The sequence below is a fragment of the Methylobacterium segetis genome, assembly GCF_004348265.1.
Classification (GTDB): Bacteria; Pseudomonadota; Alphaproteobacteria; order Rhizobiales; family Beijerinckiaceae; genus Methylobacterium; species Methylobacterium segetis.
This window is the reverse complement of sequence record NZ_SMNT01000105.1, coordinates 1-23823: the sequence shown is the minus strand read 5'-3', so window position 1 is coordinate 23823 and position 23823 is coordinate 1. Positions and strand designations below refer to the sequence as shown.

Sequence of the window (23823 nt, the reverse complement as noted above, 5' to 3'; positions counted from 1 at the left end):
CCGCCGGAGGGGAACTCACGTCGATCAGCCCATGTCCGCCCGCCATCCCATCATCTCGGTGACCGGCTCCTCTGGGGCCGGGACCACCTCCGTCCGCAACACCTTCGAGCAGATCTTCCGCCGCGAGGACGTGAGCGCCGTCTATATCGAGGGCGACGCCTTCCACGCCTTCGACCGGGAGAGCATGCGGGCGAAGATGGCGGCCGAGCCGACGCTGAGCCATTTCGCGCCCCGCGCCAATCTGCTCCCGGAACTGGAGGAGGTGTTCCGCACCTACAGCGAATCCGGCAGCGGCCGCACCCGGCACTACGCCCACGACGCCGCGGACGCGGCGAAGTTCGGCGCCCCGCCCGGGACCTTCAGCGCCTGGGAGGATTTCCCGCCGGGCTCCGACCTCCTGTTCTACGAGGGCCTGCACGGCTGCGTCGTCAACGAGAGCGTCGACATCGCCCGCTACGCCGACCTCAAGATCGGCGTGGTGCCGGTGATCAACCTCGAATGGATCCAGAAGCTGCACCGGGACCGCTCGTTCCGCGGCTACTCGACGGAGGCGGTCACCGACGTGATCCTGCGCCGGATGCCCGATTACGTGCAGACGATCTGCCCGCAATTCTCCTGGACGGACATCAACTTCCAGCGGGTGCCGACGGTGGACACCTCGAACCCCTTCATCGCCCGCTGGATCCCGACGGCCGACGAGTCGATGGTCGTGATCCGCTTCAAGGACCCGAAGGGGATCGACTTCTCGTATCTCGTCTCGATGATCCACGACAGCTTCATGAGCCGGGCCAATTCCATCGTGATCCCGGGCGGCAAGCTCGACCTCGCGATGCAGCTCATCCTGACGCCGATCATCATGCAGCTCGTCGAGCGCCGCCGCCGCCTCGCCTGACCCCCTGCGGCACGGGCGCCATACCCGAATGGCGAACTTCCCGTCGGAGGCCGCCTCAAGCATGATGCCGCGGTGCGAGAGACGCCCGCGGTCCCCAACCTTTCAGGACCCCGTTCTGCCCATGACGAGCCCCATCATCGCGCCCTCGATCCTCTCGGCCGACTTCGCCAAGCTCGGCGAGGAGGTGCGCGCCGTCGACGCGGCCGGCGCCGACTGGATCCATCTCGACGTGATGGACGGGCATTTCGTGCCGAACCTCACCTTCGGCCCCCCGGTGATCAAGGCCCTGCGCCGGCACTCGCGCAAGGTCTTCGACGTCCACCTGATGATCGCCCCGGCCGACCCCTACCTCGCCGCCTTCGCGGAGGCGGGCGCCGACATCATCACGGTCCACGCGGAGGCCGGCCCCCACCTGCACCGCTCGCTCCAGACCATCCGGGGCCTCGGCAAGCGCGCCGGCCTCGCCCTCAATCCCGGCACGCCGGCCGCAATGGTCGAGCCCCTCCTCGAGATGATCGACCTCGTCCTCGTCATGACGGTCAATCCCGGCTTCGGCGGCCAGAGCTTCATCGGCAGCGCGCTCGAGACCGTCTCGCGGGTGCGGGCGATGGCGGCGGGCCGCGCCCTCGACATCGAGGTCGACGGCGGCATCGGCCCCGAGACGGTGACCCGGGCCGCCTCCGCGGGCGCCAACGTGTTCGTGGCCGGCAACGCCGTCTTCCGGGACGGGCCGGAGCATTACGCCCGCCACATCGCGGCGATCCGCGCCGGGGCCGGGGGGAGTGCCCTGTCGTGTTGAGGGCCCTGATCTTCGACGTCGACGGGACGCTCGCCGAGACGGAGGACCTGCACCGGCAGGCCTTCAACCGCGCCTTCGCGGATCTCGGGCTGCCCTGGCGCTGGGACCCGCCCCTCTACGCCGACCTGCTGACCGTGATGGGCGGCAAGGAGCGCCTCCTCCACTACATCGAGACCGCCCAGGCCGACGCGGCGGAGGCGCTGCGCGCCCGCCTGCCGGAGATCCACGACCTCAAGACGCGCCATTACGGGGACCTCGTCGTGAGCGGCGCGCTGGGGCTGCGCCCCGGCATCGCCCGGCTCCTGGCGGAGGCGCGCGCCGAGGGCGTCGGGCTCGCGGTCGCCACGACCACGAGCCGGCCGAACGTCGACCGGCTCGTCGAGGTCAACTTCCCGCGGGGCGCGAGCCCCTTCGACGTGATCGCCTGCGGCGACGAGGCGGCCCGCAAGAAGCCCGCGCCCGACGTGTTCGAGCTCGCGCTCCGCCGCCTCGGCGTGGGGCCTGAGGAGGCCGTCGCCTTCGAGGATTCGGCCGCCGGCATCCGCTCGGCCCTCGATGCGGGCCTGCCGGTGGTCGCCACGCGCAGCCGCTACACCGAGAGCCACCGCCTCGACGGCGCCTTCTCGGCCCTCTCCGACCTCGGCGAGCCCGGCCGCCCGCACCGTCACATCGCCGGCCTCGAATGGCCGGGCGGCGTCGTGACGCTCGCCGCCCTCAGGGAGTGGCACGCCCGCCGCGAGAGCGCGGCCGCCTGACCCCCGGCGCCGCCTCGTCCCCGCCTGCCTTCCGCGGGAACAGCGTCGCCCCCGCGAGCGCGCCGAGGGCCGCCGCGACGCCGAGCCGGAGCCAGCCCCGGCCCGCCCCCGGGCGGTTCCCGGCCCCTGGCCCGCCTCCGTCCCTCTCCGATCGCCGCTCGGGCGCCCGTCCCGTCATCGCTCGCGTTGCCTCCCGCCGGGGCGCCGGCCTATAACCGCGCTCTTCCCAACGCGGCGACGTCGAGGATGGGGCCGGGTGGCGGTCGCCTTTCTCCGTCGCGAACGAACCGACAAGGTCACGCCATGGCCGGCCATTCCCAGTTCAAGAACATCATGCACCGCAAGGGCCGGGTGGACGCCGTCCGCTCGAAGGTCTTCGGCAAGCTCGCCCGCGAGATCACGGTGGCGGCCAAGCTCGGCACGCCCGATCCCGCCATGAACCCGCGCCTGCGCGCCGCGATCCTCGCGGCCCGGGCCGAGAACATGCCCAAGGACAACATCGAGCGCGCCATCAAGAAGGCGGCCGGTGGCGAGGGCGAGAATTACGAGGAGATCCGCTACGAGGGCTACGGCCCGGGCGGGGCCGCCCTCATCGTCGAGGCGCAGACCGACAACCGCAACCGCACCGCCTCGGACGTGCGCTCGGCCTTCACCAAGTCCGGCGGCAGCCTCGCCGAGACCGGCGCCGTCGCCTTCCTGTTCGACCGGGTCGGCCTCGTCGCCTTCCCGGCGTCCGTGGCCGATGCCGACACGATGCTGGAGGCCGCGATCGAGGCGGGCGCCGACGACGTGCGCTCGGACGAGCACGGCCACGAGATCACCTGCGCGCAGGACGCCTACGGCGAGGTGACGAAGGCGCTCGAGGCCCGCTTCGGCGAGCCGAGCCGCACCGCCCTCGTCTGGAAGGCGCAGACCACGATCGAGGTCGACGACGAGACCGGCGAGAAGCTGATCCGCCTCGTCGAGGTGATCGAGGACCAGGACGACGTCCAGAACGTCTACGTCAACTTCGCCCTCTCCGAGGCGCTGATGGCGAAGCTCGCGGCGTGATGGGCCGTCCCCGCGCCGCCGCGTTCCCCGCGCTGGCGCGGGCGATCACAGGTTCGTAGGGGCCGAGGCGGGCCGCGGTCGGGGACTTGCCTTCCGCGGCGCGTAGGACAAAATTCGGACCCGGCTCAGGTGAGAACGGCCCGGCGACCGCGATGAAGAAGGCCCAGCACGTCATCTCGCGTCCCGGCGGCCGCTGGAGCGTCCGCGCGTCGGGGGCGGCGCGCGCCTCCCGCATCTTCGCCACGCAGGCCGAGGCGATCCGCTACGCGCGCGAGCGGGCTCGCGAGGAGGGGGCGGATCTCTACGTCCATCGTCGGGACGGCACGATCAGCACCCGGGATCGATACGGCGTCGGATCGGAGGCGACGCGCGGCTGAAGGAACGCGGCGCGTGCCGTTCGAGACGAACGTCTTCGTCAACTGTCCGTTCGACGATGCCTATCTGCCGCTCCTGCGGCCGCTGCTCTTCTGCGTGCTGGATCTCGGCTACGAACCCAGGATCGCCCTGGAGCGCCTGAATTCGGGCGAGCCGCGCATCGAGAAGATCGTCGCGCTCATCCGCGAATCTCGGTTCGGCATCCACGATCTGTCGCGGATCCAGGCGACGCGCAAGGGCGAGTATTATCGGCTGAACATGCCGTTCGAACTGGGACTCGATGTCGGCTGCCGCCTCTACGGCGCCGAGGCGTTCCGCTCCAAGAAGTGCCTGATCCTCGAGGCCGAGCGATACCGCTATCAGGCCGCTCTGTCCGACCTGTCGAACTCCGACATCGCCGTGCACGGCAACGAGCCGCTCAGCGTGCTCAGCGAGGTCCGGAACTGGCTCGCGACCGAGGAGAACCTGAGCGCTCCCGGCCCTTCGGCGATGTGGGACCGGTTCAACGACTTCGTCGCCGACAACTACGATGCCTTAACGGAGCGCGGCTACTCGGACCGGGATGTCGAGCGACTGCCCATCCCCGAACTGCTCACGGGAATGCGGCAGTGGGTGGCGGCGCATCCTGCGAACCGCTAGGGTCCGCCGCATCAGGAGAGACCCCATGAATGCCCCCGTCCGCATCCTCGGCATCGATCCGGGCCTGCGCCGCACCGGCTGGGGCGTGATCGAGGCGGCCGGTTCCAAGCTCGCCTATGTGGGCTGCGGCGTCATCACCTCGGACGGGGACCTGCCGTTGGCGCTGCGCCTGCGCGAGCTCTACGAGGGCATCACCCGCACCGTCGAGGCGTTCCGGCCCGACGAGGTCTCGGTGGAGGAGACCTTCGTCAACAAGGACGCGCAGGCGACGCTGAAGCTCGGCCACGCCCGCGCCGTCGCCCTGCTCGTGCCGGCGCTCGCCGGCGTCCCCGTCTTCGAGTACGCGGCCAACCTCATCAAGAAGACGGTCGCGGGCTCCGGCCACGCCGAGAAGGTGCAGATCCAGGCGATGGTGAAGTTCCTGCTGCCCAAGGCCGAGTTCAAGCTCGCCGACGCGGCGGACGCGCTCGCCATCGCCATCACCCACGCCAACCATCGCGGCGCGCACGCCCTCAAGAGCCGGCACCTGCCGGCGGGCGTCGGCGGCCCGGCGGCGGCCCGGATCGCCGCCGCGCTCGCCCGCGGCTGAGGGCCGGCTACTCCACTGCCTTGAACTCGCCCTCGAGGCGCAGCGACACCTCGTCGCCGAGCACGGGCAGGAAGGCGTTGATGCCGAAATCCGAGCGCTTGAGCACCGTGCGCCCGTCGAAGCCCACCGTGTACGTCTTGTCGACGGGGCTGATCCCGGCCTGGTTGAAGGTCGCGTCGAAGGAGACGGGCTTCGTCACGCCGCGCAGGGTGAGGTCGCCGTTGACCCGGGCCGTGGTCGGGCTCGTCGGCTCCACCGAGGTGGAGGTGAAGGTCGCGGTCGGGAATTTCGCCGCGTCGAAGAAGTCCGGCGTCTTCAGGTGCTGGTTGAGCTTGTCGTTGAGGCCGTTGACGCTGTCGATCCCGATCGTGACCGTGATCCGGCTCTTTCCCGGCTCCTTCGGGTCGAGTTGGGCCTGCGCCGCCACGTCGGTGATCTGGCCGTAATAGGTCGAGTAGCCGAGGTGACTCACCGACCACGTGATCTTGCCGTGGGCGGGATCGAGCCGGTAGGCGCCGGGGCGCACCTGCGTCGGGTCGGCGGTCGGCGCCCCCGCATTCTCCGCCGCGGCGGGGCCGGCGAGGATGAGGGCGGCGGCGAGGCCGGCAACGGCACGGAAGGGGAGGGGCGCGGTCTGGCGCATCGGGCTGTCGCTCGAATCGTCGGGTGGCTCTGCCCCGGTCGGGGCGCGGACCTTGATTTCACGAACCCACCGGCGGCTCAAGGCCGCGTTGGCGACAGGACCCGGAACCCTGTAGGGCATCCGGCAGGACGGGACGGACGGCTCGATGATCGGGAAGCTCAGGGGCTTGGTGGATTCCTACGGCGAGGATTTCGTCATCCTCGACGTGAACGGCGTCGGCTACGTGGTGCATTGCTCGGCCCGCACGCTGCAGCGGCTGCCGCAGCCCGGCGAGGCGGCGGAGCTCTCGATCGAAACCCATGTCCGCGAGGACATGATCCGCCTCTACGGCTTCCGCTCGGACGCGGAGCGGGAGTGGTTCCGCCTGCTCCAGACCGTGCAGGGCGTCGGCAGCCGCGTGGCGCTCGGCGTGCTCTCGGTGCTCGAGCCGGCCAACCTCGCCACCGCCATCGCCACGGGCGACAAGGGCGCCATCGCCCGCGCCCCCGGCGTCGGGCCGCGGCTGGCCGCCCGGCTCGTCGCCGAACTCAAGGACAAGGCGCCCGCCTTCGCCCCCATCGACCCCGCCCTGATCGCGCTCACCGGGGCGGTCGAGGACCGCACCGCGCCCCAGCCGGTGGCGGACGCGATCTCGGCGCTCGTCAATCTCGGCTACCCCCAGGTCCAGGCCTCGGCCGCCGTCGCCGCCGCCATGAAGGGCGCGGGGGAGGGGGCGGAGGCGAAGACCCTGATCCGCCTCGGCCTGCGCGAGTTGGCCCGCTAGGCGCAGCCGGCCCCACTCGGCGCGGTCCGGCTGCGCCGAATCGGCTGCAGATGTGGCGTGCCCTGATCGGGGCCGCCAGGGCGTTTCGGGCCGGGCCGCCCCGCCCGAACCAGCGCGACCGCAATCCCTGAATGCAGCGGCTCCGGAGGCTGCCGAGTTCTGGCTGCAATCTCGTTGCCCGCCGGCCACAGGCCCGTCGGCCGGCCTCCCGGTTAACGACTCGTTAACCATTTGGCCCGGAATGCTTGCTTGCGCAACCGTTAACGGGACGGTTCGTGAGACGGCCGGGGCCAGTATAGCCCACGAATTTCGCAAGCATACAGCCCGGCCATCGGCATCAGACTGCAAGTGTTCCTCACAAGAACGGCCGCGCGCCCGCGCGTGAAGGCCGCGCGACGACGCTTGCCGATCATGGGGGTTGAGGGTGTACATTGTCGTCGACGAGCGGCACAGCGTTGCCGCGCATTACGTTGCTGGGTTCGGTGAGGAGGGCGTGCCCGCCCGCAGCCTCCCCGCACCGGATTTCCGGACCTGGCTCGACACGGCTCCGGCCCAGGATCTCGCCACGATCGACGGCTTCGTGCTCGGCGATTGCGCCGACCGCGCCACCTGCACCGCCGCGCTGCGCACCCTCTCGCGGGCGCCGATCATCGCGCTGAACGAGACCCGCTCCCTGGAGCAGACGCTGGCGCTCTTCACGGCCGGCATCGACGACGTGGTGCGCAAGCCCGTCCATGTCCGCGAGATCCTCGCCCGGGCGAGCGCGATCCGCCGCCGCATGAACCGGGGCGAGACCCGCGTCAGCGCGACGCCCGACCCGGGCGCCCGGCTCAGGGTCTACACGGACGGCCGCGATCCGGAGATCGACGGAACGAGCCTGATGCTGCCCCGGCGCGAGCGCACCATCCTCGAATACCTCGCGAGGAACCGCGGCCGCCCGGTGACGAAGAGCCAGATCTTCAACGCGGTCTACGCGCGCCACGAGACGGAGGTCGAGGAGAGCGTGGTCGAGGGCCACATCTCGAAGCTGCGCAAGAAGCTGCGCCAGCGCCTCGGCTACGATCCGATCGAGGCCAAGCGCCTCGCCGGCTACACCTTCGTCGGGTGAGGGCGCTCAACGAGAAAGGCCGCGCCCGTCCGGGCGCGGCCTTCGTCTCGCGGACCCGGCCTCGCCGGGATGATCCTACCGGAACAGCGAGAGCACGTTCTGGCTGCTCGAATTGGCGATGCTGAGCGCCTGGATCGCGAGCTGCTGCTGCGTCTGCAGGGCCTTCAGCTTCGTCGATTCCTCCTCGACATCCGCGTCGACCAGGATGCCGACCGTGCGGTCGTTGGCCTTCATCAGCGTGTCCACGAAGGTCTTCTGGCCGTCGATCTGGGTCTTGTTGGCGCCGAGCTTGGTGCCCGCATCCGTGACCTGCCCGATCGCCTTGTCGACCGCGTTGATGATGGCCCGGAGGTCGTCGTCGCCCTTGGTGCCGACGAGCTTCGAGATGTCGAACTTCGCGACCGTGAAGGCGCCCGACATGCCGGGCGCCGTGTAGGTGCCGGCATCGCTGTCGAGGATGCCCTTGCCGATCGTGGTGCCGGCATTGGTGCCGCTGGCCTGCAGGCCGGTGATGCTCGCGCCGCCGAAGCCGAAATCGATCGAGTTGTTGGCGGTGGTGTCGATCTGGAGCTTCGCGGTCGAGGCCGCGGCCGTGGTCTTGAACGTCAGGCGGCCCTGGGACTCGAGGCTCGCCGAGACCTTGTTCTTCAGGGTGGCGTCGCCCGCGATGGTGTTGTTGATCGCGTCGACGAACTCCTCGGTCGTCACCTTCGCGGTATCGCGGACGGCGGCCGTCAGGCTCGCCTTGTCGAGCGTGATCGTCGCGTTGCCGGAGGCCAGCGTGATCGTCAGCTCGGCCACGGCGGAGGTGAAATCCGCGGTCCCGCGGGTGCCGACGGCCGCGCCGGGGCGGAATCCGGCCGTTCCGGTCAGCGATTGGCTCGCGACGACCTGCGCCTCGGTCGCGGGCTTCGTGATGCTGGTGCCGGTCGCGTCGTAGAGCTTGATGCTGCCGACATCCACCTGGACGTAGGAGAAGTCGATCGTCCCGCTCGCATTGCGGGAGAAGCCGGCCACGACCTGCTGCTTGTCCTGGTAGGTCGTGGCGCTGGAATCCACCGAGATCCAGTTCTGGCCGCTGGAGACCGAGGAATCGGCGGTGGCCTTCATCTTGTTCTGGATGGCGGCGACCTCGGTCTGGACCTTGCCGCGGTCGACGCCGGGCGTCAGGGCGGTCTGCAGCTTGGCCCGCACGTTCTGCAGGTCGGTCAGGATCGAGTTGAGGCCGTTATAGGCGGTGTCGACCGCCGAGGAGCCGAGGCCGAGCGAGTCCTTGACGGCGCCGAGCGAGGCGTTGTCGGTGCGCACCGTGGTGGCGATCGACCAGTAGGCGGCGTTGTCGGAGGCGTTCGAGACGCGCTGTCCGGTCGAGACGCGGTTGCTCGTCATGTCGAGCTGCTGGTTGATGCCCTTGAGGGTCGTCAACGCGGTCATCGCGGAGATGTTGGTCAGGAGGCTGGTCACGGGAGACTCTTCCGGTGCTGGCGAGTTGGCAGGGCGGGTTCGGGGGCCGGGCTCTCACCGGGATAGCGGAACGGCCGACCGTCTCGGGCACGCCGAGGGGGCCTCGCGCTGACGCACTACACGTCCGGACTCGCACCGGATCAGCGGAAACGACATCATGTCCCTGGGTCCGGAGGACCCGTCCGCTGTGCCTGCATCGGCTACCATTCTCATGCCTGAGAATTCCTTCGCCGATGCCGCGACTATGCGGACGCCCCGTTATCAAGCGATTAAGCGGGCGGAGCCGGGCGCGTCCCGCCGCCCGCGCCTGTGGATGGGCCGGGCTTCCTAATCCGCGCCATCCTCGAAGGTGACGCCCGCGAACTCGCCCCGCCGCCAGCGCAGCCGCGCCCGGTGCGTCGTCAGGGCGTCCCCGGCAATGAGGAGGTCGAAGCGCTCGGGCAGCGCGATGCGCGGCGCGAGGCGGATCCGGGCGCCGGCGCGCGACAGGTCGTGGATCGTGCAGGCGACGAGGCGGTCGGGGCCGGCCACGATCCGGCCCTGCTGGATCACGCGACGACGCTTCACCGCGCGTGGACGCTCTCCCGCGCGCCCGGCGCGCTCCTCAGGATCTGCCATCCCACTGATCCGGTTACCGATTCCCGCCGCGCGGGAGGCGTCCCGCGCGGGCCATCCGCATGTGCGCGATCAACGTCCCGTCGTCCGGGCGAGGATCGCTTCGCGAGCGCGATCATCGCCGCGCCGGACGCGCCGTTAACCGGCCGTCAAGCATCGCGCTTCACGCTCCGTTAGGAAGAAGGTCACGCCCGGACACGCATCGTCCCATGTCGCGCCCCGCCGTCAAGCCCTCCGGCGTCGTCCCCCCGACCCGGGCGCAGCGCCCCCTCGCCGGCACCGTCACCCGTCGGCGAGCCCGCGAGGCGGCGGTGGAGCGGGCGGCGCTCGCCGGCCTCGGCCTCCTCGCCCTGACGGTCGGCGCGCTGGCCGGCTACGCCATCTCGACGGGCGCCCGGCCCTACGCGACGCGGGACGTGCTGCCCGCCCAGGCCGGCCCCTTCGCCTGGAAGACCGGCGTCGCCGCCGCCCGCCCGGTCGAGCCCGACCTCGACCCCCTCACCACCGGCTCGCTGCCCGAGCGCCCCATCGCCGAGCGGCCCGTCGCCGAGCGCCCGACCCTCCCGCCGCGGCCCGTCCCGGCCCCGCCGAGCGGCTACGTCCTGAGGCAGGTCTCGGGGGGGCAGGCCCTCCTCGAAGGCCGCGACGGGCTGCGGCAGGTCGCGGTCGGCAGCGTCCTGCCGGGAGCCGGCCGGGTGCTCTCCATCCGCGACACGGGCGCCGGCTGGGTCGTCATCACCACCGAGACCATCATCGGCCCGGCGCTGCTGTGACGGCCGCCCGTCGGCGACAGCCCCGGGCAAGGCTCGGGGCCTAGAGCGGGGGACGCCCCATCCGGCCCCTCGCGAGCGCGCAAGCCATGGCCGTCGCCCCCACCTCCCCGACCTCCCGCCCGCCCCTCGAGGCGCGCCCGTGACCGACACGCTGACGAGCTACCGCCTGATCGCGCGCGATCTCGCGGCGTCCACCAAGCGGACATCGGCCGACCCGGTCTTCGCGCGCGACACGCGCTACTACGCCGCCAGGATCGGGGCCGTAGCGTCGGCCGACGCCTTCCTCGCCGACCGGCGCCTCTACGGCTACGCCATGAAGGCGTTCGGCCTGGAGGACATGATCTACGCCAAGGCCTTCATGCGGAAGGTCCTCACCGAGGGCGTCGCCCCCGGGAGCTTCGCCAACCGCCTGGCCGACGACCGCTACGTCGCCTTCGCGAGCGCCTTCGACTTCACCCGAGGATTCTCCGCGCGGGGCACCGACGCGGCCCTGAAGAACGGCGCCCCGATCCCCGCGGCACCCGCCCGGCTCGGCGCCGCCTCCGGCCTTCCGGACACGACGGACCTGTCCGGCCGGGGGGAAGCGAGCTTCACGCTCGCGACGCAGGTCGACGCGCAGACCACGCGGTCCCTCACGATCCGGCTGAACGGGACGAGGCTCGCCGGCATCGCCGCGGACCCGTCGCGGGTGAGCCCCGGCGAGATCGCCGCCGCGGTGGCGGCGCAGATCGAGGCATCCGGCGAAGCCGGGCTCAAGGGCTTGGTCCAGGTCGGGCTCGGCCTGAAGAACACGCTGTTCTTCGAGACCACCGCCGCGACCCGCCCGCTCACCGGCGCCTCCTACCCCGCGGGCGGCGCGAACCGCACCCTCGCGATCCGCAACGCGGCGCCCTCGGAGGAGGGCCGGAAGGCGGTGGATGTCGGCTTCGGCACGATGCTCGGTCCCGACGCGCAGGTTCGCTCCGTCACCGACGCCTACCTGCGCCAGACCCTGGAGACGGAGGCCGGCGAGGCGGATACGGGTGTGCGCCTCGCCCTCTATTTCGCCCGCAAGGCCCCGAGCCTGACGAGCGCCTATCAGATCCTCGGCGATCCGGCCCTCGCCCAGGTCGCCAACACCATGCTCGGCCTGCCCGCCACGAGCGGGGTCGTGACGAGCGAGGCGCTCGCCCGCCGCGCGAGCCTGATCTCCGCGAAGATCGACCTCGCGAGCTTTCGGGATCCGGCCAAGCTCGACGCCTTCGTGCGGCGCTTCGCGGCGACCTGGGACGCGCGGAACGGCGCGACGCAGGCGCCGGTGCTCGCCCTGTTCGGCGTCTCGGGGAGCTGAGGGCGTGCAGAACGGCCTCTACGTCGCCCTCTCCAGCCAGCTCGCCCTGGAGAAGCGCCTCTCCACCACCGCGAACAACGTCGCCAACATGGCGAGCGCGGGCTACCGGGCCGAGGAGACGAAGTTCTCGGCCCTGCTGGCACAGGCGAGCCGGGGCGCGGTCGCCTTCGTGGGCTCGGGCGACACCTACATCTCGCGGGCGGCGGGGCCGACCACGAAGACGGATTCGCCCCTCGACGTCGCCGTGCAGGGCGACGCGTGGCTGAGCGTCGGAGGCGCGGCCGGGCCGATCTACACCCGCGACGGCCGCATGACGATGGATGCGGCGGGCCAGCTTCGAAACCTCGCGGGCCAGCCCGTGCTCGATCCCGGCGGCTCGCCGCTCCTCCTCGACCCGCAGGCCGGGCCGCCGACGATCGGGCGCGACGGCAGCCTCTTCCAGGGCACCAATCAGGTCGGCGCCCTCGGCCTCTTCACCCTCGACCCGAAGGCGGCGCTGGCGCGGGCGGCGACGAACGCCGTCGCCTCCAGCCTGCCCGGGCGGCCGGTGCAGGACTTCACGGCGATCGGCGTGGTGCAGGGCTACGTCGAGGGCGCGAACGTGAACCCGATCCTGGAGATGACGAAGCTCATCACCATTCAGCGCGCCTTCGAGAGCGCCGCCAGCATGACGGCCGAGGCGGAGAGCTCGCTTCAGGGGGCCATCAAGACCCTCGGGCCACAGGGCTGAGGCGATGGCTGAGGCGATGGCGGCCGACGCGATCGAGCGCCTGGAACTGGCGATGGCGGGCGCGCTCGGCGAGGGCGCCCTCGTGCGCGTCGGCGGCCCGATCCGCGAGGTCACGGCGAGCGCCTGCCGGATCGGCGGCGTCGCCCCCTTCGTGCGCCTCGGCGACCGCATGGGTTTCGAGGCGCAGGGCCGGCTCCAGGTCGGCGAGATCGTGCGGGTCGACGAGGCGGGCGCCACGCTGAAGGTCTTCGAGAGCCGCATCGAGGCCGGCCTCGGGACCCCGGCCTTCCGGCTCGGTCCCGCGGATCTGAGGCCCGCGGCGAGCTGGAAGGGCCGCGTCGTCGACGCCCTGGGCCGGCCGATCGACGAGGCCGGCCCCCTGCGGCCGGGCGAGCGCGCGGCCGCCCTCGATGCCGATCCGCCCGCCGCCTTCGCGCGGGCCCGGGTGCGGCGCCCCCTCGGCACGGGCGTGCGCGCCCTCGACCTGTTCACCCCGCTCTGCGCGGGCCAGCGCATCGGCATCTTCGCCGGCTCCGGCGTCGGCAAGTCGACGCTGCTCGCCATGCTGGCGGGGGCGGATGGGTTCGACAGCGTCGTCGTCGCCCTCGTCGGCGAGCGCGGGCGGGAGGTCCGCGAGTTCCTCGAGGGCCCGATCGCCGCGCAGCGCGCGCGCTCCGTCATCGTCGTCTCGACGGGCGACGAGAGTCCGATGATGCGTCGCCAAGCGCCGAAGGTGGCGCTCGCCGTCGCCGAGAGCTTCCGGGACGCCGGCGAGTCGGTGCTCCTCATCGTCGATTCGGTCACCCGCTACGCCCATGCCGCCCGCGACGTGGCGCTCGCCGCCGGCGAGCCGGCGGTGGCCCGCGGCTACCCGCCGAGCGTGTTCTCCGATCTGCCGCGGCTCCTCGAACGGGCGGGGCCGGGCGTCGAGGGATCGGGGAGCATCACGGGCGTCTTCTCCGTCCTCGTCGACGGCGACGACCACAACGATCCCGTCGCCGACAGCATCCGCGGCACCCTCGACGGGCACGTCGTCCTCGACCGGGCCATCGCCGAGCAGGGGCGCTATCCGGCGATCGACCTCCTCGGCTCGATCTCGCGCCTCGCGGGCGAGGTCTGGACGCCCGAGCAGCGCGACCTCGTGCGCAAGCTCAAGGCGATGATGGCCCGGTTCGAGGAGACCCGGGACCTGCGCCTGATGGGCGGCTACCGCGCGGGCACCGACGCCGACCTCGATCAGGCCGTCGCCCTGGTGCCCCGCATCTACGAGGCGATGCGCCAGGAGCCGGGCCAGCCCCCGAGCCGGGACGCCTTCCTCGAACTCGCCCAATCCCTGCGGGGCTGAGGCCCGGCTGCCCCCCTCAGCCCCGCGCAAGCCAGCCCGGGCCTAATGCGCCCCACGACAGGTCCCACCGAGGTGTCCGCATGAGTCTCATCGGCGTGCTCCGCACCGGCGTCTCCGGCATGAACGCGCAGTCGAACCGCATCTCGACGGTGGCGGAGAACATCCAGAATTCCGGCACGACGGGCTACAAGCGCACCTCGACCGAGTTCTCCTCGCTGCTCCTCGAATCGGCCGATTACGGCAATTACAATTCGGGCGCGGTCGAGACGGCGATCCGCCGCTCGGTGGGCGAGCAGGGGCCGATCGCCTTCACCAACTCGAAGACCGATATCGCCATCCAGGGCAACGGCTTCTTCGTGGTGCAGGACACCAACAAGGGCTCCTACCTGACCCGCTCGGGCAATTTCGTGGTCGACGGGCCGACCGGCAACCTCGTCAACGCAGGCGGCTTCACGCTGATGGGCTACAGCCTCGCCAACGGCGAGCCGAGCCCGGCGCTCAACAGCGTGCAGGACATGGTGCCGATCAACGTCTCGCAGATCGGCACCCAGGCGCGTCCCTCGAACGCGGGCTCGATCGCCGGCAACCTGCCCTACGACGAGCCGATCCTGCCCGCGACCCCGGCCCCGGTGCCGGTGGGGGCGGCCTATTCGAAGAAGACCTCCCTCGTCACCTTCAACACTCTCGGCCAGGCGGTGACGCTCGACATCTACCTCGCCAAGACCGCCTCCGACACGTGGTCCGTGAGCATCTACGACGCCTCGGCCAAGCCGCCCTACACCCTGCCGAGCAGGCCGCTGACGACGAGCAATCTCACCTTCGGCGCGAACGGCAAGCCGCCCTTCGGCACCACGACCACGGTGACGGTGCCGAACGGCCAGCCCGTCAAGATCGACCTGAGCAACGTCTCCCAGCTCGCGGGCGCCTACGCCCTGAACGGGGCCGCGAACGGCTCGGCGCCGACCTCGGTGACGGGCGCCGAGTTCGGCACCGACGGCACGGTCTACGCGATCTACGCCGACGGCACCCGGGCCGCCGCCTACAAGGTGCCGCTGGCCGACGTGCCGAGCCCGGACAACCTCGAGCCCCGCGCCGGCAACGTCTACACGATGAGCCCGAAATCCGGCGACCTGCTGATCGGCTTTGCCGGGCTCAACGGCCGCGGCACGATCAAGGCGGGCGCGCTGGAACAGTCGAACGTCGACGTCAGCACGGAGCTGACCGCGATGATCGAGTCGCAGACGGTCTACACCGCCAATTCCAAGGTGTTCATGACCGGCAACGAGCTGCTCGAGACCCTGATGAACCTGAAGCGCTGATTCCGGACCGCTTGAGGAAATCGACCGATGGGCCTCTCGCTCGCCCTCAACACCGCGCGGACCTCGCTCGCCGCCGCGTCGAACCAGATCGCGGTCGCCTCCCGCAACATCGCGGGGGCGAGCGACGCGTCCTACTCGCGCAAGGTCGCGACGCTGATCACGGGCGGCGGCGCGGTGCGCGTCGTGGTCGCGCGGGCGGGCGACGCGGCCCTGTTCGCGCGCAAGCTCGACGCGACCGCGGCCTCGGCCTCGCGCGCCGCCCTGCTCGACGGCCTCAAGGCCCTCTCGCAGACGGTGGGAGACACGAGCGAGGCGACCTCGCCCGCCGCGCGTCTCGGTGCCCTCAACGCCGCGCTCCAGGCCGCCGCGAACCAGCCCGACACGGCCGATCTCCTGCGCAACGCCGTCGATGCCGCCCGCGACCTGGCCGGCAGCCTCAACGCGGCGGCCGAGGCGGTCCATCGCGTGCGCCGCGACGCCGACGCGGCGATCGCCGCCTCAGTCGCACGGATCAACGACCTCCTGACCCGCTACGAGTCCGCCAACCGGGCGGTGATCAAGGGCGTGGCGAACGGAAGCGACGTCTCGGACGGCCTCGACGACCGGGACCGGATCGTCGCGCAGCTCTCCGAGGAGGTCGGCCTCACCACGGTCGAGCGCGAGGGCGGCGACCTCGCGCTCTATACCGACGGGGGCGTGCCCCTGTTCGAGCGCACCGCGCGCCCCGTCTCCTTCGCCGCGACCGCGGCCTTCGCGCCCGGTACGGCCGGCTCCGCGGTGACGATCGACGGGGTGCCGGTGACGGGAGGCGCCTCGCCGATGCGCCTGGCCTCGGGCCGTGTCGCCGGCCTCGCTTCGCTCCGCGACGACCTCGCCCCGCAATACGAGGCACAACTCGACGCCATCGCGGGAGCCCTCGTCGACGCCTTCGCCGAGGCCGACCGGACGGCGCCGGCCGGCCCGCGCCGGCCGGGCCTGTTCACGCTCGGCGCTGCCCTGCCCAGTCCGGGCTCGGCCGCGCCCGGCTACGCCGCCCGCATCCGGATCAACCCGGCCGTCGACCCGCGGCAGGGGGGCGACCTCGGGCTCCTGCGGGACGGCGGCATGAACGGCGCCGCGTACCGCGACGACACGACGGGCGATACGGCCTATTCCGGCCGCCTGCGCGCCCTCGTGACGGCGCTCGGCGCCGAGCAGGCCTTCGATCCCGGCCCCGACCTCCGGGGCAGCGCCACGCTCCCGGCCTTCGCCGCCGCCTCCGCCGGATGGCTGGAGGGCCTGCGCAAGGGGGCGTCCGCGCAGGCCGAGTACCAGAGGACGCTCCTCGGGCGCGCCACCGAGGCCCTCTCGAACGTGGCCGGCGTCAACGGGGACGACGAGACGGCCCAGACCCTGCAGCTTGAGCGCTCCTACACGGCCTCCGCCAAGCTCCTGACCCTGGTCGACGACCTCCTGCGAACCCTCCTCGAAGCGGTGCGATAGGGCCCATGATGACCACGAGCTTCATCTCGAGCCTCAGCCTCTGGAACGCGTCGCGCGACGGGGTCCCGCGGCTCCAGGCCGGGCTGGCCAACGCCACCCGGGAGATCGCCGAGTTGCGCCACGCCGATATCGGCCTCGCCCTCGGAGCCCGGGTCGGCGAGAGCCTCGTCCTGCGCCAGCGCACCGCCGAGCTGGAGGCCCTGCGTGACGGCAACGGCGTCGCGGCCTCGCGGCTGACGGCGAGCCAGGCCGCCCTCAAGCAGATCCAGTCGGCGGCCGACGCGCTGCAGACGACCCTGATCGGCCTCTCCGACGGCCAGCGGGCCGGGGCCGCCGCCGGCACGGCGGCGAGCCAGCTCGCCGCGCTCACCGCGGCGCTGAACACCTCCGTCTCCGGCCAGTACGTCTTCGGCGGCACCCGCGCCGACGCACCCCCGGTCGCTGCCTATGCGGGCAGCCCGGCCTCCCCGGCGCGCGCGGCGGTCGAGGCGGCCTTCAGGGACCATTTCGGCTTCGCGAAGGACAGCCCCCGCGCGGCCGGCGTGACGGCCTCCGACATGAAGGCCTTCCTCGCCACGAGGCTCGAGCCGCTCGCCTCGGAATCCTCCTGGACGAGCCTCTGGTCGCAGGCGTCGAGCCGCAACATCGACAGCCGGATCTCGCTCAGCGAGACGATCGAGACCTCCGCGAACGCCAACGCCCCCGCGCTGCGCAAGCTCGCCATGGCCTACGTGATCGCCTCCGACCTCAACCTCGCCGCCATGCCGGTCGAGGCGCAGGCGGTCGCCACCGCCCGGGTGATGACGCTCCTCGGGGAGGCGAGCGCCGGGCTCGTCGCGATGCAGGCCGATCTCGGCCGGGCGCAATCCCGGATCACCGACGCCAGCAGCCGCATCGCGTCGCAGACCACGCTGCTCGCCGCCGAGATCAACCGGCTCGAGGCGGTCGATCCCGCCGAGGCGAGGTCCCGCGTCGACGCGGTGACCACCCAGCTTCAGATGTCCTACGCGCTGACCGCCCAGCTCCGCCAGCTCAGCCTCGTCGCCTTCATCGCCTGAGATTCCGCGCCTGCGCGCCCCGCCGCGCGACGACCACACGAGCCCACGAGGCACCGGCCCGCATGTACCGCTTCCCCTATTCCGAGATTCTCGAGGACGCCCCCGAGACGGGCCGCGAGCGGGAGCGCGAGGCCATCGACCGGGCCCTCTCCCTGCTGCGCGACGTCGAGCGCCAGGGTCTCAAGGGCGCGGAGCGCACGGAGGCGGTCGGGCTCGTTCAGGACCTCTGGAACGTCCTGATCGCCGACCTGCTCAACCCGGAGAACGGCCTGCCGGAGGGTCTGCGCGCCGATCTCGTGGCGATCGGCCTGTGGACCATGCGCGAGGTCGGCGAGGTGCTGAGCGCGCCCGAGCGGAGCCTCGCCGCGCTCATCGACGTGAACAGCTCGATCCGGGAGGGCCTGCGATGAGCCGGGCCATGCACCTCTCCCTGCGGGCGGGCGAGCGGGTCTTCATCAACGGCGCCGTGCTGCGGGTCGACCGCAAGGTCTCGATCGAGCTCCTGAACGAGGCGACCTTCCTGCTGGAGGGGCACGTGCTGCAGGCGGACGACGCCACGACGCCGCTGCGCCAGCTCTACTTCGCCGCGCAGACGATGCTGATGGATCCCGCCCATGCCGGCCCCGCCCGCGCCCTCTACGCGAGCCTGCAGGACGGGATCCTCGCCGCGACGCGCGACCCCGTGATCCACGAGCGGCTGCGCGCGGCGCAGGCCCTCGTCGAGGCCGGGCGCCCGTTCGACGTGCTGAAGCTGCTCCGCGCCCTCTACCCGGCCGAGGCCGCCCTGATGCCCGACGGGGAGGGGGGCGCTCTCCTTGCGAGCCCGGCCCTGCCGCCCGCCCCGCCCGTGCGCCGGCCGAAGCGCCCCGCGGGCGCCCGCAAGGAGGTGTGACCCATGGACGTCCCCGCCACCCAGGCGACGACCGCGGCCGCGGCCAAGGCCGCCGGCACCGTTGCCTCGAAGCTCAACGCCGACGCGTTCCTCACCCTGTTCATGACGCAACTGAAGAACCAGGACCCGACGAAGCCGATGGATTCGACGGAATATGTCGGCCAGCTCGCCACCCTCTCCCAGGTGGAGCAGGCGACGAAGACGAACCAGAAGCTCGACTCGCTCCTCGCCTCCAGCTTCCTCGATCAGGCGGAGGCGATCATCGGGCGCATCGTCACCTCGGCGGACGGCGCGGTCTCGGGCACGGTCCGGTCCGTGCGCATCACGGGCGACGGCGCGCTCGCCCGCCTCGCGGACGGGCGCGAGATGCTCCTCGCCTCCGGCATCGTGGTGTCCTAGTCGCCCCGCGCGCAGCCGATCGAGGTCCTGTCATGAACGAGGTCGACGCCCTCGAACTCGTGCGCTCCGCGATCTGGACGGTGATCGTCGCGGCCGGCCCCGCGGTCGGCGCGGCGATGCTCGTCGGCATCCTCGTGGCGCTCGTCCAGGCGCTCACGCAGGTGCAGGAGGTGACCCTCACCTTCGTGCCGAAGATCCTCGTGATCCTGCTCGTGCTCCTCGCCACCGGCTCCTTCGTCGGCGCGCAGATCTACGCCTTCGCCGAGACCGCGTACGGGCGCATCGGAACGGGGTTCTGAGGGCGCCCATCCTCGCGCAAGCTTGGCCCCCCACAACCGCTCCGGCCTGGGAGCGGAGGGTGAGGGCGCCATGGCGGTGAGCGGTGCGGTGGGCGGCCTGTCCGCCGCGGAGCAGAGGTCGCGGCGGGATTTCGGCTTCGCGGCCGGCATCGTCTGCATCCTGGCGGTGCTGTTCCTGCCGGTGCCGGCGATCCTGATCGATGTCGGGCTCGCCTTCTCGATCGCGCTCTCGGTCCTGATCCTGATGGTGGCGCTCTGGATCCGCAAGCCGCTCGAATTCTCCGCCTTCCCGACCGTCCTCCTGATCGCGACCCTGCTGCGGCTGGCGCTCGGCATCGCCACGACGCGCCTGATCCTGGCCAACGGCCAGAAGGGCGTGGACGCCGCCGGCCACGTCATCCAGGGCTTCTCGCAATTCGTGATGAGCGGCGACTTCGTGATCGGGATCGTGGTCTTCGTGATCCTGATCACGGTCAACTTCCTCGTCATCACCAAGGGCGCGACCCGCATCGCGGAGGTGGGGGCCCGCTTCACCCTCGACGCCATCCCCGGAAAGCAGATGGCGATCGATGCCGACCTCAATGCGGGGCTCATCGACGACAAGGAGGCGCAGCGCCGCCGGCGGGAGCTGGAGGAGGAATCCGCCTTCTTCGGCTCGATGGACGGCGCCTCGAAATTCGTGCGCGGCGAGGCGGTGGCCTCGCTCATCGTCATCGCCGTCAACGTCTTCGGCGGCATCATCATCGGCACGACGCGCCACGGGATGCCGCTCGCCCAGGCCGCCGACATCTTCACCAAGCTCTCGGTCGGCGACGGCCTCGTCTCGCAGATCCCGGCGCTCATCGTCTCGCTCGCCGCGGGCCTCCTCGTCTCGAAGGGCGGCACCCGCGGCACGGCCGAGGAGGCGGTGCTCGGCCAGCTCGGGGCCTATCCGCGCGCGCTCATGGTCGCGGCCGCGCTGATGGGCCTGTTCGCCCTCGTGCCGGGGCTGCCCTTCCTGCCCTTCGTGGCCCTGAGCGGGCTCCTCGGCTTCGTCGCGACCATCATCCCGAAGCGGCTCGCGGCGAAGCAGGCGCTCGCCGCCGCGACGGCCGCGGCCGAGGCGGAGGAGAAGGCCGCCGCCGCCCGGGAATCGGTGAAGGAATCGCTCAAGACCCCCGAGATCGAGCTCCTGCTCGGGCGCCAGGTCGCGGCCCAGCTCCAGGCGAGCCACGCCGAGCTCTCCCACCGCGTCGGCAAGATGCGCCGCAAGTTCGCCCGGCAATACGGATTCGTCGTCCCCGACATCAAGCTCTCGGACAGCATCGTCCTGCCGCCGAAGAGCTACCAGATCCTGATCCACGGCACGGTCGTGGCGACGCAGGAGCTGCGCCCGGGCGAGATGCTCGTCGTGATCGGTGACGGGCCCCGCCCCGACGTGCCGAGCGACGAGGCCCGCGAGCCCGCCTTCGGCATGAAGGCCCTGTGGGTGATGGATTCCTACGCGGCCGAGGTGCGCCGCACCGGTTTCGAGCCGATCGACGGCGCCTCGGTCCTGCTGACCCACCTCTCCGAGGTGATCCGCAACAACCTGCCCCAGTTCCTGTCCTACAAGGACATGCGCGGCCTGCTCGACCGGCTCGACCCCGAGTACAAGCGGCTCCTCGACGAGATCGCGCCGTCGCAGATCTCGCATTCGGGCCTGCAGGCGGTCCTGAAGCTCCTGCTCTCGGAGAGGGTCTCGATCCGCAACCTGCACCTGATCCTGGAGGCGGTGGCCGAGATCAGCCCGCATGTCCGGCGGGCCGAGCAGATCGTCGAGCACGTGCGGATGCGGATCGCCCAGCAGATCTGCGGGGACCTCGCCGAGAACGGGGTCCTCAACGTGCTGAGGCTCGGGGCGAACTGGGACCTCTCCTTCCACCAGAGCCTGAAGCGGGACGCCAAGGGCGAGGTGATCGAGTTCGACATCGACCCCCGCCTCGTCGAGCAGTTCGGCACGGAGGCCGCCGAGGCGATCCGCGCCCGCATGAAGGAAGTGCCCGGCTTCGCCCTCGTCACGGCGCCGGACGCGCGCCCCTACGTGCGCATGATCATCGAGCGCCTGTACCCGACCCTGCCGGTGCTCTCGCATCTCGAGATCGCCCGGGGCGTCGAGATCAAGTCGCTCGGCACGGTATCGTGAGCCCGCTCGCGCCCGAGACCGTCCTCGGCGTGTTCCTGATCGTCTGCCGGGTTGGGGGCTGCCTCCTCGTGGTGCCGGGCTTCTCCAGCCCGCGCGTGCCCCAGCAGGTGCGCCTCCTCGTCGCGCTCGCCGTCTCCCTCGCCGTCGCGCCGCTCGTCCTGCCGCTGTTCCGGGACCGGCTCGCCGGGCAGGCCCCGGCGCAGACGCTCCTCTGGATCGCCACCGAGACCCTGACGGGGCTGCTGATCGGATTCCTCGGCCGCGTCTACCTCGTCGTTCTGGAGACGGTGATGAACGCCGCCGCCGTGATGGTCGGCTTCGGCAGCATGCCGGGCACGCCCGTCGAGGGCACGGACCCGGTGCCCGCGGTCGAGTCGCTGATCCTGCTCACCGCGACCGCGCTCCTCTTCGCCGCGGATCTGCACTGGGAGCTGTTCCGCGGTCTCGTCGATTCCTACGGCCGCATCCCGCCGGGGGAGGGGATCGGCACCCAGGTCCTGCTCGTGCGGATCGTCGATCAGGTCGGCGACGCCTTCATGCTGGGCCTGAGGATCACCGCGCCGTTCGTGATCTACGCGATCCTCGTGAACCTCGCGGCGGGCTTCGTGAACAAGCTCACGCCGACGCTTCCCGTCTACTTCGTGGCGACGCCCTTCGTGATGTTCGGCGGCCTCCTCCTCCTGCACGGCATCGCCGGCGAGTTCCTGACCGAGTACCTCGCGGCCTACGCCCGATGGCTGCAGAAGGGCTGAGCGGATGACGCGTCCGGGAGATCGCCTGAAGCGGGCCGAGCGCCTGATGGGCGTGCAGGAAGCGATGCGCCGGCTCGCCGAGCGGGACCTCGCGGAGGCCCGGGCTCGGGTCCTCGCGCTGGAGGCGGAGCGTGCCGCCCTCCTCACCGCGCTCGGCGGCGCCGCCCAGGCGGCCCTGCCGCTGGAGGCCGCCGCCCGGCGCCTGCGCAGCCTCGCGGCACAGGCCACGGAGGCCCGAGGCCATGCAGAGGCGCGGGAGGCGGCGCTGCGCGAGGCCGGCCTCGCCGAATGCCGGGCCGGGGCGCAGGTCGAGCGCCGCGCCCGGGAGCACCGGCGCGCGCAGGAGCGGCGCGAGATCCTCGACCGGCTCGACGCGATCACCGCCCGCGGTGACGCAAGCCTCCCGTAAGCCAGGACGCCTACAGAACCACGACTCCGCTCCGCGCGAGGAGGCGCCCGATGAGCATCAGCCCGCCCACCGACATCGTCCTCGACGTCGCGCGCGCCGCCGAGCCCGCCCGCGCGGAGGCCGCCGCCGCCAAGCTCTCGCTGCCCGGCGATCCGGCGGCCTTCACCGATGCCGTGCGCGCCGCGAGCGCCGCCCTGCACATGCCCCTCGACGCCCGCGGCACCCTGACCGGCCTGCAGAACGGGACCGCCCTGTCCGGCCCCTCCACCGACCCCTACCGGAAGTTCGAAGGATTGGTCCTGCAGCAATTCGTCGAGGCGATGATGCCCGAGAAATCCGAGACCGTCTTCGGCAAGGGCCATGCGGGCGGCATCTGGAAGTCGATGCTCGCCGAGCGGATCGGCGAGCAGATCGCCAAGGCCGGCGGCGTCGGCATCGCGCGGATGCTGGACAAGGCCCATCCCGCGGCGTCGCCGTCCGCCAACGCGCAGAAGGTCTGACCCCGGATGCTGCTCGCCTGCCTGAACCGGCTCGAGGCCACGATCGAGGCCGAGACCGAGGCGCTCCTCGCGCGCCGCGCCGTCGATCACGCGGCCGTCAACCACCTGAAGAGCCAGAGCCTCCTGGAGCTCAGCCGGCTCTCCCGCGGCCTCGACCCGGCCGGTCTCGACGCGGTGGCGGCGATCCACCTCGCGCGCCTGCGCGACAAGCTCGCCCGCAACCAGGAGGTCGTGGCCATGCACCTGCGCGCGGTCGAGGAGATCGGCGAGACGGTGGCCGCCGCGGAGCGCGCGGCGGAGTCGGACGGCACCTACGCCCCCCGGGTCGGGCTCTGAGGCGGCTCCATGCGCGTGCTCGTCACCGGCCTCTGGATCTGCGCCGTCACCATCCTCTCCTGCTACGGGGCAGTGACCTGGGGCGGGGGCTTCTTCGCGAAGAAGACCGAGCCCTACCTCGAGGGCCTGCAATATCAGAAGCTCGCACCGATCAACATTCCGATGATCGCAGACGGCAAGGTGCAGGGCTACGTCGTCACGGTTCTGGTCTTCACTGCGGACGCGAAGCTGATGCACACGCTGCCGGTGCCGCCGAATGCGTTCGTGATCGACGAGGCGTTCCGGCAGATCTACTCCGACCCTGCGATCGATTTCCGGAAGCTCGCCAAGTACGACATCAACA

General features: G+C 71.7%; 29 protein-coding genes. 26 read left to right on the top strand and 3 right to left on the bottom strand.

Going from position 1 to position 23823, the window contains the following annotated elements; genetic code table 11:
• Nucleotides 1–31: 31 nt before the first annotated feature.
• The 7 genes from E1J50_RS21620 to ruvC all read left to right on the top strand — a co-directional run bounded on the left by E1J50_RS21620 (nt 32) and on the right by ruvC (nt 5099).
• A complete protein-coding gene (locus E1J50_RS21620; protein ID WP_132255849.1) occupies nt 32–892 on the top strand; it encodes a phosphoribulokinase in 861 nt (286 codons plus the stop codon).
• A 121-nt stretch (nt 893–1013) separates the two neighbouring features.
• The gene (gene rpe, locus E1J50_RS21615; RefSeq protein ID WP_132255848.1) at nt 1014–1691 is read left to right on the top strand and encodes a ribulose-phosphate 3-epimerase; all 678 of its coding nucleotides are present in this window, start codon (nt 1014–1016) and stop codon (nt 1689–1691) included.
• Nucleotides 1685–2446: an HAD-IA family hydrolase gene (locus tag E1J50_RS21610; RefSeq protein WP_132255847.1), complete on the top strand. Its 762-nt coding sequence runs from the start codon at nt 1685–1687 to the stop codon at nt 2444–2446. The genes rpe and E1J50_RS21610 overlap by 7 nt, the downstream gene beginning before the upstream one ends.
• A 303-nt stretch (nt 2447–2749) precedes the next feature.
• A complete protein-coding gene (locus tag E1J50_RS21605; protein WP_132255846.1) occupies nt 2750–3496 on the top strand; it encodes a YebC/PmpR family DNA-binding transcriptional regulator in 747 nt (248 codons plus the stop codon).
• Between the two features lie 152 nt (nt 3497–3648).
• Nucleotides 3649–3873 (top strand): DUF2188 domain-containing protein, encoded by a 225-nt coding sequence (locus E1J50_RS21600; RefSeq protein ID WP_132255845.1) that lies wholly within the window; start codon nt 3649–3651, stop codon nt 3871–3873.
• Nucleotides 3874–3886: 13 nt separating this feature from the next.
• Nucleotides 3887–4510: a hypothetical protein gene (locus E1J50_RS21595; RefSeq protein WP_132255844.1), complete on the top strand. Its 624-nt coding sequence runs from the start codon at nt 3887–3889 to the stop codon at nt 4508–4510.
• 25 nt (nt 4511–4535) lie between these two features.
• Complete coding sequence (gene ruvC / locus E1J50_RS21590; protein ID WP_132255843.1) at nt 4536–5099, top strand: crossover junction endodeoxyribonuclease RuvC; 564 nt, start codon at nt 4536–4538, stop codon at nt 5097–5099.
• A 7-nt stretch (nt 5100–5106) separates the two neighbouring features.
• Here ruvC and E1J50_RS21585 read toward each other — a convergent pair whose 3' ends face one another.
• Complete coding sequence (locus E1J50_RS21585) at nt 5107–5742, bottom strand: YceI family protein (protein ID WP_132255842.1); 636 nt, start codon at nt 5740–5742, stop codon at nt 5107–5109.
• 145 nt (nt 5743–5887) lie between these two features.
• Here E1J50_RS21585 and ruvA point away from each other — a divergent pair, with 145 nt between their 5' ends.
• Both ruvA and E1J50_RS21575 read left to right on the top strand, forming a co-directional pair.
• A complete protein-coding gene (gene ruvA / locus E1J50_RS21580; protein WP_132255841.1) occupies nt 5888–6505 on the top strand; it encodes a Holliday junction branch migration protein RuvA in 618 nt (205 codons plus the stop codon).
• 424 nt (nt 6506–6929) lie between these two features.
• On the top strand, nt 6930–7613 hold the full coding sequence (locus tag E1J50_RS21575) for a response regulator transcription factor (RefSeq protein ID WP_132255852.1): 684 nt from the start codon (nt 6930–6932) through the stop codon (nt 7611–7613).
• Between the two features lie 75 nt (nt 7614–7688).
• Here the strand turns inward: E1J50_RS21575 and E1J50_RS21570 are convergent, their stop codons facing one another.
• A complete protein-coding gene (locus E1J50_RS21570) occupies nt 7689–9077 on the bottom strand; it encodes a flagellin N-terminal helical domain-containing protein (protein WP_132255840.1) in 1389 nt (462 codons plus the stop codon).
• A 327-nt stretch (nt 9078–9404) separates the two neighbouring features.
• Entirely contained in the window at nt 9405–9695 is a 291-nt protein-coding gene (locus E1J50_RS21565; RefSeq protein WP_132255839.1) for a PilZ domain-containing protein, read from the bottom strand.
• Nucleotides 9696–9901: 206 nt separating this feature from the next.
• Between E1J50_RS21565 and E1J50_RS21560 the strand changes: the two genes are divergently transcribed.
• The 17 genes from E1J50_RS21560 to E1J50_RS21480 form a co-directional block, all read left to right on the top strand.
• Nucleotides 9902–10465, top strand: coding sequence for a hypothetical protein (locus E1J50_RS21560; protein WP_245516692.1), 564 nt, complete (start codon nt 9902–9904; stop codon nt 10463–10465).
• 139 nt (nt 10466–10604) lie between these two features.
• The gene (locus E1J50_RS21555; RefSeq protein ID WP_132255838.1) at nt 10605–11795 is read left to right on the top strand and encodes a DUF1217 domain-containing protein; all 1191 of its coding nucleotides are present in this window, start codon (nt 10605–10607) and stop codon (nt 11793–11795) included.
• Between the two features lie 4 nt (nt 11796–11799).
• Nucleotides 11800–12525, top strand: a complete 726-nt coding sequence (flgF, locus tag E1J50_RS21550; protein ID WP_132255837.1) for a flagellar basal-body rod protein FlgF — start codon at nt 11800–11802, stop codon at nt 12523–12525.
• A 16-nt stretch (nt 12526–12541) separates the two neighbouring features.
• Nucleotides 12542–13870 (top strand): flagellar protein export ATPase FliI, encoded by a 1329-nt coding sequence (gene fliI, locus E1J50_RS21545; protein WP_132255850.1) that lies wholly within the window; start codon nt 12542–12544, stop codon nt 13868–13870.
• Nucleotides 13871–13950: 80 nt separating this feature from the next.
• Entirely contained in the window at nt 13951–15189 is a 1239-nt protein-coding gene (locus tag E1J50_RS21540) for a flagellar hook protein FlgE (RefSeq protein WP_132255836.1), read from the top strand.
• A 27-nt stretch (nt 15190–15216) separates the two neighbouring features.
• Nucleotides 15217–16671, top strand: a complete 1455-nt coding sequence (gene flgK, locus E1J50_RS21535) for a flagellar hook-associated protein FlgK (protein WP_132255835.1) — start codon at nt 15217–15219, stop codon at nt 16669–16671.
• Nucleotides 16672–16676: 5 nt separating this feature from the next.
• On the top strand, nt 16677–17729 hold the full coding sequence (locus E1J50_RS21530) for a flagellar hook-associated family protein (RefSeq protein WP_132255834.1): 1053 nt from the start codon (nt 16677–16679) through the stop codon (nt 17727–17729).
• A gap of 62 nt (nt 17730–17791) precedes the next feature.
• Nucleotides 17792–18139, top strand: a complete 348-nt coding sequence (gene flaF, locus E1J50_RS21525; protein WP_132255833.1) for a flagellar biosynthesis regulator FlaF — start codon at nt 17792–17794, stop codon at nt 18137–18139.
• Nucleotides 18136–18621 (top strand): flagellar biosynthesis repressor FlbT, encoded by a 486-nt coding sequence (flbT, locus tag E1J50_RS21520; protein WP_132255832.1) that lies wholly within the window; start codon nt 18136–18138, stop codon nt 18619–18621. Before flaF ends, flbT begins: the two co-directional genes overlap by 4 nt.
• A gap of 3 nt (nt 18622–18624) precedes the next feature.
• A complete protein-coding gene (gene flgD / locus E1J50_RS21515; RefSeq protein WP_132255831.1) occupies nt 18625–19020 on the top strand; it encodes a flagellar hook assembly protein FlgD in 396 nt (131 codons plus the stop codon).
• 32 nt (nt 19021–19052) lie between these two features.
• On the top strand, nt 19053–19319 hold the full coding sequence (locus E1J50_RS21510; protein WP_132255830.1) for a flagellar biosynthetic protein FliQ: 267 nt from the start codon (nt 19053–19055) through the stop codon (nt 19317–19319).
• A 70-nt stretch (nt 19320–19389) separates the two neighbouring features.
• Complete coding sequence (gene flhA / locus E1J50_RS21505; RefSeq protein ID WP_132255829.1) at nt 19390–21483, top strand: flagellar biosynthesis protein FlhA; 2094 nt, start codon at nt 19390–19392, stop codon at nt 21481–21483.
• Nucleotides 21480–22235 carry a flagellar biosynthesis protein FliR gene (fliR, locus tag E1J50_RS21500; protein WP_132255828.1) on the top strand — a complete coding sequence of 252 codons (756 nt, stop codon included), beginning with the start codon at nt 21480–21482 and terminating at the stop codon, nt 22233–22235. The genes flhA and fliR overlap by 4 nt, the downstream gene beginning before the upstream one ends.
• A 4-nt stretch (nt 22236–22239) precedes the next feature.
• The gene (locus tag E1J50_RS21495) at nt 22240–22644 is read left to right on the top strand and encodes a hypothetical protein (RefSeq protein ID WP_132255827.1); all 405 of its coding nucleotides are present in this window, start codon (nt 22240–22242) and stop codon (nt 22642–22644) included.
• 50 nt (nt 22645–22694) lie between these two features.
• Nucleotides 22695–23144, top strand: a complete 450-nt coding sequence (locus E1J50_RS21490) for a rod-binding protein (RefSeq protein WP_132255146.1) — start codon at nt 22695–22697, stop codon at nt 23142–23144.
• 6 nt (nt 23145–23150) lie between these two features.
• Nucleotides 23151–23480: a flagellar protein FlgN gene (locus E1J50_RS21485; RefSeq protein WP_132255147.1), complete on the top strand. Its 330-nt coding sequence runs from the start codon at nt 23151–23153 to the stop codon at nt 23478–23480.
• A 9-nt stretch (nt 23481–23489) separates the two neighbouring features.
• The coding region (locus tag E1J50_RS21480) for a hypothetical protein (protein ID WP_132255826.1) at nt 23490–23823 on the top strand (334 nt) is incomplete at its 3' end.